Origin of the sequence: Paenarthrobacter sp. CM16 (assembly GCF_013179505.1) — a bacterium.
GTDB lineage: Bacteria > Actinomycetota > Actinomycetes > Actinomycetales > Micrococcaceae > Arthrobacter.
The window spans coordinates 1-9,618 of record NZ_JABMCX010000184.1; the positions used below are offsets into that span (position 1 = coordinate 1).

At 63.4% G+C, this 9,618-nt stretch carries 8 protein-coding genes; 4 read left to right on the forward strand and 4 right to left on the reverse strand.

Annotated elements, in window-relative coordinates; all coding sequences use genetic code 11:
* Both HP499_RS15805 and rsmI read right to left on the reverse strand, forming a co-directional pair.
* Positions 1 to 1,265 (reverse strand): NAD-dependent succinate-semialdehyde dehydrogenase (locus HP499_RS15805; RefSeq protein ID WP_172325184.1); only part of this gene is annotated, 1,265 nt, incomplete at its 3' end.
* 160 nt (positions 1,266 to 1,425) lie between these two features.
* A complete protein-coding gene (gene rsmI, locus HP499_RS15810; RefSeq protein WP_172325191.1) occupies positions 1,426 to 2,265 on the reverse strand; it encodes a 16S rRNA (cytidine(1402)-2'-O)-methyltransferase in 840 nt (279 codons plus the stop codon).
* 161 nt (positions 2,266 to 2,426) lie between these two features.
* Here rsmI and HP499_RS15815 point away from each other — a divergent pair, with 161 nt between their 5' ends.
* The 3 genes from HP499_RS15815 (at position 2,427) to HP499_RS15825 (ending at position 6,733) form a co-directional block, all read left to right on the forward strand.
* The gene (locus HP499_RS15815; RefSeq protein ID WP_172325185.1) at positions 2,427 to 4,238 is read left to right on the forward strand and encodes a phospholipid carrier-dependent glycosyltransferase; all 1,812 of its coding nucleotides are present in this window, start codon (positions 2,427 to 2,429) and stop codon (positions 4,236 to 4,238) included.
* Positions 4,239 to 4,248: 10 nt separating this feature from the next.
* A complete protein-coding gene (locus HP499_RS15820) occupies positions 4,249 to 6,081 on the forward strand; it encodes a long-chain fatty acid--CoA ligase (protein WP_172325186.1) in 1,833 nt (610 codons plus the stop codon).
* A 133-nt stretch (positions 6,082 to 6,214) separates the two neighbouring features.
* Positions 6,215 to 6,733 carry a hypothetical protein gene (locus HP499_RS15825; protein ID WP_172325187.1) on the forward strand — a complete coding sequence of 173 codons (519 nt, stop codon included), beginning with the start codon at positions 6,215 to 6,217 and terminating at the stop codon, positions 6,731 to 6,733.
* Here the strand turns inward: HP499_RS15825 and HP499_RS15830 are convergent.
* A complete protein-coding gene (locus HP499_RS15830; protein WP_172325188.1) occupies positions 6,702 to 7,898 on the reverse strand; it encodes a TIGR01906 family membrane protein in 1,197 nt (398 codons plus the stop codon). The two genes, HP499_RS15825 and HP499_RS15830, sit on opposite strands and share 32 nt — an antisense overlap.
* Positions 7,899 to 8,037: 139 nt before the next feature.
* Positions 8,038 to 9,030, reverse strand: a complete 993-nt coding sequence (locus HP499_RS15835; protein ID WP_172325189.1) for a stage II sporulation protein M — start codon at positions 9,028 to 9,030, stop codon at positions 8,038 to 8,040.
* 106 nt (positions 9,031 to 9,136) lie between these two features.
* Between HP499_RS15835 and HP499_RS15840 the strand changes: the two genes are divergently transcribed.
* The coding region (locus HP499_RS15840; RefSeq protein ID WP_172325190.1) for an RDD family protein at positions 9,137 to 9,618 on the forward strand (482 nt) is incomplete at its 3' end.

Here is a 9,618-nt window from a genome sequence, read left to right on the forward strand (position 1 = left end):
ACCAGGCCGTATTCGGTGTTGTTGGCCAGGCGAACTGCGTCGTCTTCGGTGGAGAAAGTGATGATCGGCGCTACCGGTCCGAAGATCTCTTCCTGCAGGATGCGGGCATCGGCTGCCACGTTCTTCAGCACGGTGGGCTGGTAGAAGTATCCGGGACCGTCGACGGCGGCACCACCTGTGACGGCTGTGGCACCTCCTGCTACGGCTTCAGAGACCAGGGCGTGAACGCCGTCGCGGGCCTTGCCATCGATGAGCGGGCCCACCTTGGACTCGGGCTCGGTGCCGCGGGCAGTGGTGAGCGAGCCGATCTTGGCGGCGAACTTCTCTGCGAACGAGTCAGCGATGGACTCGTGCACAATGAAGCGGTTCGCAGCGGTGCAGGCCTCGCCCATGTTGCGCATCTTCGCGGCGATGGCACCCTCAACTGCCTTATCCAGGTCAGCGTCTTCGAAGACCACGAACGGGGCGTTGCCGCCGAGCTCCATGGAGGTGCGCAGGACCTTGTCGGCAGCTTCGCGGATCAGTGCCTGACCCACCGGGGTGGAGCCGGTGAAGGAGATCTTGCGGAGACGGTCATCCTTGATCAGGGGCCCGGTCACAGCACCGGCGGTGGAGGTCTGGATGACGTTGAGAACACCGGCGGGCAGGCCGGCTTCCTGCATGACCTGGGCGAAGAGCAGGCTGGTCAGCGGGGTCAGGTTGGCGGGCTTGAGCACCATGGTGCAGCCGGCGGCGACGGCGGGGGCAACCTTGCGGGTAGCCATGGCCAGCGGGAAGTTCCACGGGGTGATCAGCAGGCAGGGGCCCACCGGCTTCTTCTGCACCAGGAGGCGGTTCTTGCCATCGGGAGCTGCGGAGTAGCGGCCGGACACGCGGACGGCTTCTTCGGAGAACCAACGCAGGAACTCTGCACCGTAGGTGACTTCGCCGCGGGCCTCGGCCAAGGGCTTGCCCATTTCCAGGGTCATCAGCAGTGCGAAGTCTTCGGCACGTTCGGTGACCAGTTCAAAGGCACGGCGCAGGATCTCGCCGCGTTCGCGCGGTGCCGTGCGGGCCCAATCGGCCTGTGCGGCAGCAGCGGCGTCGAGGGCGGCGGCGCCGTCTTCAGCACCGGCGTCGGAGATGCTAATCAGGACCTTGCCCGTGGCCGGGTCCTCAACATCAAAGGTCTTACCGGATCCGGCCGGGCGCCACTGACCGTTGATCAGCAGGCCGGTGGGGACGGAAGCCAGCAGTTCGCTTTCGCGTTCAACCGTGACAGTCATGGCGACTCCTTCGTCTTGGGTGCTTTGGAGAATTGCACCACGGGGGTTCTTTGCCGGAAGCGGCGTGAATTACTGCCACCGTACTGCCCCGTGAGAACGAGTGTCTACGCCTTCACGCACTGCCATGCAGGCGCCATTTTGTGCAGCTGCACAGCGTGGATCAACGTGCTGCGAGTACCGCCGAGTACAGCTCCCGCTTGCTGACGCGGGCGTCCTCGGCCACTGCTGCAACGGCTTCCTTGAGGCGGATGCCCTGGGAGATGAGTTCGTTCACGGCTGCCACGTGGTCTTCGGGTTTGCCTGGCTCCTGTTCAGGCGCACCACCGACTACCACCGCGATTTCGCCTCGGACTTCGTTGTTCTCTGCCCATTCCAGCAGTTCGCGCAGCGTCCCCCGAATGACTTCCTCGTATGTCTTGGTCAACTCGCGGCACACAGCTACACGGCGCTCGGCTCCGAACCGTTCGTGGAGTGCCCTGAGCATCACTTCGAGCCGGTGCGGCGCCTCGAAGAAAACCATGGTGCGGCGCTCGTCTGCGAGGTCGGCGAGGCGCGAGTTCCGCTCCCCCGATTTCCGTGGCAGGAACCCCTCAAAGCAGAAGCGGTCGGTTGGCAGGCCGGACAGTGCAAGGGCGGTCAGAACGGCCGAGGGGCCAGGGACAGCCGTGACGGTCAGGCCTGCAGAGACAGCGCCTTCCACCAAACGGAAGCCTGGGTCCGAGACGGCGGGCATACCGGCGTCGCTGACCATCAGGATGGTCTTTCCGGCACGTACGTGGTCAAGCAGTTCGCCGGTCTTGGCAGCCTCGTTGTGCTCGTGATAGCTGATGACCCGTCCGGAGACTTCCACTCCGAGGGCCGTCACCAGCCGGTGCAATCGCCTGGTGTCCTCTGCAGCCACGATGTCCGCGGTCCCCAGGAGTTCAATCAGCCTCGTGGTCGCATCACCCACGTTTCCGATGGGGGTGGCCGCCAGGACAATCCTGCCGACGCCCGGCATTGCGCCGGCACCGGCAGCAGGAACTCCGGTGTCCAGGTCGTCGCTGAAAGGTGCCTCGTCCGGGGTGCTGTGCTGTTCGTCCACCTGCCAAGCCTAATGCCGCGCTGCCTCCAGCGCCGCACCTCAACGCTGCATCAAGGATCGAAAGGTAGCATGGGCGGGTGAACCAGTCGCCCGTTCCTGCCACCACTTCCGGAACTCCTGTGGCGTCCCCGTCAACCACCGGAGCCGGTGACACACCGGACAGTATGGAACAACCATCCACCCCGGTCATCGGGGACGTGATGCAGTCGCGTCGGACTTCGGCGATGGAGCACGCTGCAGCCCCGCCGCTTCCGGGCCGCGGCCTGGAGCGCCATCGCTGGATCGCACGGCCACCGGAGGCCTATACCGCGCAGGCCCTCAGGGAGCGCCTGATCGGCGGGATCCAGAGTTGGCGGGACTACCCGGCGTCGTTACGCCTGTGGTTCTGGCTGATCCCCACCATCACTGCCGTACTGGGCGGCATCCTCCGCTTCTTCCGCCTGGATGCTCCGCACAGCCTGGTGTTCGATGAGACTTACTACGTCAAGGACGCATACTCCTATTTGGTGAGCGGCTACGAGCGCAGCTGGCCCGCCAACGCCAATGATTCCTTCAACGCCGGCAATCCGAATGTCCTCCTCAACACCCCGGAATATGTTGTCCATCCGCCGGTGGGCAAGTGGATGATCACCTTCGGGATGTGGCTGTTCGGTGGCGACAACCCGTTCGGCTGGCGCTTCGGTGCAGCGTTGACGGGGACACTGACCGTTTTCCTGATTTCCCTCATCGCCCTCAAACTGTTCCGTTCACACACCCTCGGCGCCGTTGCAGGGCTCCTGCTCGCCATTGACGGCCACCACTTGGTGCTCTCCCGGACGGCTTTGCTGGATGTTTTCCTCGCGTTCTGGATCCTCGCCGCGTTCGGCGCCCTGCTGTTGGACCGCGACGACGGTCGTCGTCGTCTGGCTTCACGGCTCGCCGCGCAAGCGGCTGCTTCCCCGCGAGGCCGCCCCTCCCCTACGCAGCTGGTGGCCGGTCCTTGGCTTGGAATGCGCTGGTGGCGCCTTGTTGCCGGGATCTGCCTTGGTTTGGCTGTGGGAACCAAATGGTCCGCGTTGTTCTTCGTGGCCGCCTTCGGCCTGATGACGGTCCTGTGGGACCTGAACGCCCGGCGTATTGCGGGCATCCGCAGCTGGTTCAGCGCCGGAATCCTCAAAGACGGTCTCCTGGCCTTCATCACCATCATTCCGGTGGCTGCCGTGACGTATGCGGCAACGTGGACGGGCTGGTTCCTGTCCAAGGATGCCTATTACCGCCAGTGGGCGGCCACCAACCCGGCACCGGGTTGGGATTGGTTGCCCAATTCCGTGCGATCCCTGGCGCACTACCACCTTGAGGCGTACAAATTCCATCAAGGACTGAGCTCAGATCATCCGTATGAGTCCAGTCCTTGGACGTGGCTCCTCATGGGCCGGCCTACCTCGTTCTACTATCAGACGCCCCAGCAGGGCACGCCCGGCTGCATCGTAGAGACCTGTTCCTCGGCCATCCTGCCCGTGGGCAATCCGGTGGTGTGGTGGGGCGGAACCATTGCGTTGGTCATCCTGTTGTTCTGGTGGGCAGGCCGCCGCGACTGGCGTGCAGGTGCCATCCTGGCAGGAGTCGCCGCCGGGTACCTGCCGTGGTTCATGTATCCGGAACGCACCATGTTTATCTTTTATGCTGTGTCCTTCGAGCCCTTCCTGGTTCTCGGTCTGACGTATGTGCTGGGGTTGGTCCTGGGCCGCAGCAGTGATCCGCCCTGGCGGCGGCGCTCCGGGCTTTATGCGGTGGGCCTGGTCCTTGTACTGGCAGTCGTGGCGACGGCGTTCTTCTACCCGGTCCTGACCGCGGAAGTGATCAGCTACCAGGAATGGCGGATGAGAATGTGGATGCCGTCGTGGATCTAGGAGGCAAGCAGTGAGGGAAGCCAGCACGGAGCTTCTGGTCCAGGCAGACCCGGATACCAACGTCACGGACCTCCTGCTGGAACGCTGCGCCAAGGATCCGTTTGGCACTCTGTACGCCCACAAGACGGCGAACGGATGGCTGAATGTTTCCGCGGCCAGGTTCCTCGCGGACGTTACCGCCCTCGCCAAGGGCCTGATCGCCGGAGGTCTCAACCCTGGCGATCCTGTAGCGGTGTTGTCCCGGTCCAGCTACGAGTGGACGTTGGTTGACTTCGCTATCTGGATGGCCGGCGGCGTCACGGTTCCCATCTACGAGACGTCCTCGGCAAGCCAGATCGAGTGGATCCTGGCAGATTCGGGCGCCCGCCGCATCTTCGTCGAAGACCATGCCAAAGCCGAACTCGTGCACAACTTGGTGGATCGGTCCGCGGCTCTCGGCGATGATCCCGTGGCGATCATGCGGATGGACCACGACGGCGACGCCCCCAACCTGACCAGCGTCTCCGCCGTCGGAGTCGGCATCATGGACGCTGAGTTGGAGCGCCAGCGCAGCGCAGCGAATCTCGCCGACATCGCCTCAATTGTCTATACCTCCGGAACCACCGGCAAGCCCAAGGGCTGCGAGATCACGCACGGCAACTTTGTCCTGGTGGCACGGAACGTCATTCCGTTCCTTCCCGAGCTCCTGATGCAGCAGGGCGCGCGGACGCTGATGTTCCTGCCACTGGCGCACGTCCTGGCCAGGGCAGTCCAAGTGGTGTGCCTGACTGCCGGCATCACGCTGGGTCACAGCGCGGGTGCCAGTGGGTTGATGGCAGACCTCAGTACTTTCAAGCCCACGTTCCTGCTCGCCGTGCCGCGAATTTTTGAGAAGGTCTATGCCGGCGCCGGCCATAAGGCGGCCATGGGCGGAAAAGCTGCGCTGTTCTCTGCAGCGTCGGCAACCGCCGTGGAATATTCGACGGCGGTGGACCTCGCCGCGCGCGGACAGGGACCGGGGCCTGGGTGGCTTCTGGGCATGAAGCATGCCGCGTTCAACAAACTCCTCTATCCCAAAGTTCGGGAGGTTTTCGGCGGACAGGTCGGCTACACGGTCTCCGGAGCCAGCCCGCTGAGTCTTCGGGACAACCATTTCTTCCATGGTGCAGGCGTGCCTGTGCTGGAAGGCTACGGATTGACGGAGACCACTGCCCCGTGCACCGTCAACACTCCCAGCATGACCCGAATAGGTACGGTGGGCATCCCCCTTTCCGGCACCACCATCCGGGTGGCCCAGGACGGTGAGGTGCTGGTCAAGGGCATCGGTGTCTTCAAGGGCTACCATGCCAATGAAGAGGCCACCGAGGCTGCATTTGTTGATGGCTTCTTCCGTACCGGTGACCTCGGCGAGCTGGACGCCGATGGCTTCCTCACCATCACGGGCAGGAAGAAGGACCTCCTGGTCACTGCCGGCGGTAAGAACGTGGCGCCCGCACCTTTGGAGGAGAAGCTCCGCGAGCACCCACTGGTGGGCCAGGCCGTAGTGGTGGGCGACGGCCGTCCCTTCGTCGCCGCGCTGGTGAGCCTGGATCCTGAAGGACTTGCCGACTGGTGCGCCGAGAACAAAATCGGTGCTTTGTCACCTGCCGAAGCGGCCGGTGATGACCGGGTGAAAGCGGCCGTTCAGTCCGCCGTTGACGAGGCCAACAAACTCGTCTCCGCGGCTGAATCGATCCGTAAGTTCGCGTTCATCACTGCGGAACTCAGTGTCGAGTCGGGGCATCTCACGCCGTCCCTGAAACTGAAGCGGGCAGCCGTGGTCAACGACTTCAAGGCCGCTGTGGAGAAGCTCTACGAGAAGTAGCGGGACCACCTAGTTCACGCTTCTCACCACCTAATTTCGCCAGAATCGCCACCCAATTCACAGTTCCCTCAACTGAGGGTCCTTGTCGGGGCCGTAGCGTTGCCCTCACGAACCACACGTTCAGGGGGACCTCATGGCAGCAACTTCAGCAGGGCCGGCACAGGCGCTTTACTATTCCCGCGCCAGGGCCAGCATGGTTCCACGAATTCTTGGGCTGGCATTCATAGCCTTCGGCACACTCTTCATCATTCTGTCGATAGTCCAACAGCGAATCGATTTCCTGCTGGTACCGCTAATTACTTTCCCGGCGGGATCCCTGGTGGCGTTCATGAGCGCCACCATCAGGGTGGACGAACACCGCGTCGTGATCGTCTTCTGCGACATCTTCAAACGGACACTGCGCAGGGATGAAATCGCAACGGTGACCGTGGACGCTGCGGCCGGTCCCAGCGGCTACGGGCTCCGCTACATGGGCCCCGGCATGGTGGGCTATTTGGTCGGAGGGCCCGAGATCAACATCAAGATGAAAAACGGCAAGACCCTCATCGCCAGCACGGACAACCCGGACCGCCTGATCAAACTCCTTACGCATGGGCCCACATCCAACAGCCCGGGAGCTGTCAGCGGTGGGCGTCCGTCCGTTCCTTGCTGAGGTCATCGGCCTCAACAGCGGCTTCCGCGTCTGATTCCTGGTCCTCCTCCGCCGATGGGGCCGGGGTGAGGCTCCGACGCCGCTTGGTGGGCCAGGTAAAGATGAACGTCACCGTCGCCACGAGGAACACCAACGCGCCGATCACGATGCCCGCATCTATCCAGAACTGTCCCGGGAAGAGCCGGATGAGAGTGTCTTCCAGGGAGAACGTCCACGTTCCATTGGCGAAGAAGATCCGATGGAATTCCGTGAAGAACTGCTCCCAGCTCAGTGCCGCCAGGACAGCGAGGCCAATGATGATGACCAACGTGACGATCGATCCTGCAAAGAGACCGCGGCGGATGCCGCCGTTGCTGCGCTTACGCAGGTACAGGATGGCGATGATGCTGAGGATGATGAGCAGCAGTCCGGCAGCGAAGGACGACAAAATGACCAGCTTCACGTCGGCCATGTGCGCCACTTCACTGTCCTGGAAAAGCTTGGTGCCATCTTGGTTGACCAAACCACCCAGGTAACGCGGACCAGCCCAATTGCTGAGGTAGTCCACGGCGTAGGAGCCGTAGGTCATGCGGTCATCTGTGCTGAATCCGTAGCCATCGCCCGGGAAACCCGGACGGTTGTACTCCACCCACAGGAACAGGGGGCTGGTAACAGCCCGGACGGCGAGCACCAGGAGGATCACCGGGTAGAACACAGCCAACAGAACCTGGAAAACCCGCGGTCCGATCGGCTTGACCTTGGCGGCTTGCTCACGTTCGGCGTTGCGTCGGGCCACTTCTTCTTCGGGCGGGCGGACCTGAAGGGCCGACGTCGGCAAGGGTTCTGAATAGTGTGAGGACTCTTTCTCCGAGGCGGTATCGGCAAGAGTGTCAGCGAACAGCGGGGGTTCGGGCTCGGCGTCGGCCGCTTCTGCAGCCTTCCGATCGGCACGGCTCCCGGGCTGGCCGCCGGCGGGCGTCGCGGTAGCGGGCGTCGCCCCTGTGGCAACCGCCGGCGCGGGGTCAACCGTACCGGAAGTCGTCGTCGTGGGGGCAGCCTTCGCCTCAGTAGCCGCCGGAGAGGCACCGCTGGAGGTCTTCGGCTTCATCCAGTCGAAGGCCGGCTCGTTGGGGTCCTCGTGGACGTCCGTGTCCGGTTCTTGTGGTTTTGGGCTCTTGTCGCTCACAGCGGTTTCACTTCCGTAGGCATCCACCGGCGAATGCGTACTGCCGGCTCTCTTGTCTGCATTCGAGCCTACCGCCCGGCCTTCCGCCGACACGCTGTGCCACCCCGGCTGAGCCCGGATCGAAACGTAACTGTAAGGTCTACGCGGCGATGCTGCGGTATCCGGCGTCGTTCGCGTCCAGGTCACCGGTAACACCGGTCCGCGCGGCCCTGCCACCGAGCACTAACGTGTACACCCAATAGCCGGCCAGAACCAGGGCGCCGATGGTGATCTTCGCCCACACAGGCAAGGCGCTGGGCGTCACGAAACCTTCCACCATTCCCGAAATCAGCAGAACGAGCACCAGCCCCAAGGCAACGGTGATCAAGGAACGCCCCTCGTCAGCCACAGCCTGCAGCCGCGTGCGGGGCCCGGGCCGCACCATGGCCCAGAAGATTTTCAGACCGGCTGCGCAGGCAATGAACACTGCGGTCAGTTCCATCAAGCCGTGCGGAAGGATGTAGCTGAAGAAGACGTCCATTTTCCCGGTCGCCAAGAAAAGTCCCGCGGCCACGCCCAGGCTTTGCGCGTTCATGAAAAGGATGAACGGCACCCAGAACCCTGTGACGCCGAACGCCACGGCTTGGGCCGAAATCCAGGCGTTGTTGGTCCACACGGCTCCGGCGAACGAGGCAGCCGGGTTTTCCGAGTAGTAGTCGATGAAGTCTTCCTCCACGTACTGCTGGACCTTGGCTTCACTGGCCACGGCCCTCAGCGCTTCCGCCGATGTCCCGATCCACAAGGCGTACGCGCCGGCCACCAGGACGAATGCCACCCCGCACCAAAGGGTCAACCAGCGGATCCGGTAGAACGCCGCCGGCAGGGAAATGACGAAGAACTGTGCCAGGTCCTCCATGAAATTCGAGCGCGCCCCGGTGAACCTGGTCCGGGCCTGGGCCAGCCCTGCAGACAGGGTGGCCGACAACGCAGTTTCCGGGGCCACTGAACGGATCAGCGACAAATGCCCGGACACCGTCTGATAGAGCCGCAACAACTCATCCGCTTCGGCTCCCGTGAGCCGGCGCTTATGCGCAAGGAAATGAAGCCGGGACCATTTGTCCCCATGTACGGCCGAGAAGGCGTCGATGTCCACGGCACCACCCTAGCGCCTCAGTCCGCGTGAAGATCAGTCACGCCGCTAGACTCGGTGTTACGGGCACGCCAAGCGCCCGCAGCGTTTGCGAGGCATGGGGGCTGGCATGAGTTCAATCATCACAGGCGAGGCAGTGGTCCTCGAACTGCGACCCGCATCCTTCGCTGCCCGCGCGTTGGGCCTCATCCTCGACGTCGTCTCCCACATAGTGTTGGCGATACTCCTCATCATCCTCGTCAGTATCGCCTCGGAGGATCTCGATGAAGCCGCCATCCGGGCCTTGATCCTGAGCAGCGTCGTCTTTTCCATCGTCATAGTTCCCGTCACCGTGGAGACCCTCACCCGTGGACGCTCCCTGGGGAAGCTCGCCACAGGACTTCGGATAGTGCGCGACGACGGCGGCTCCATCCGCTTCCGGCACGCCGTCATCCGCGGGCTGATTGGCGTCCTGGAGATCTACCTGACCTTCGGCGGCCTCGCGATCGGTGTGGCGCTGTTCAACGACCGGTCCAAACGCCTCGGCGACATCGTTGCCGGAACCTACTCCCTCCGCCAACGGGTCCCCTCCAAACCCCGGATCATGCCCGT

What these genes read in the sequence shown, in the direction of transcription:
- rsmI (WP_172325191.1), bottom strand. Translation starts at nt 2,265, where the DNA reads ATGCCGGGCGTCGGCAGGATTGTCCTGGCGGCCACCCCCATCGGAAAC.
- HP499_RS15825 (WP_172325187.1), top strand. Translation starts at nt 6,215, where the DNA reads ATGGCAGCAACTTCAGCAGGGCCGGCACAGGCGCTTTACTATTCCCGC.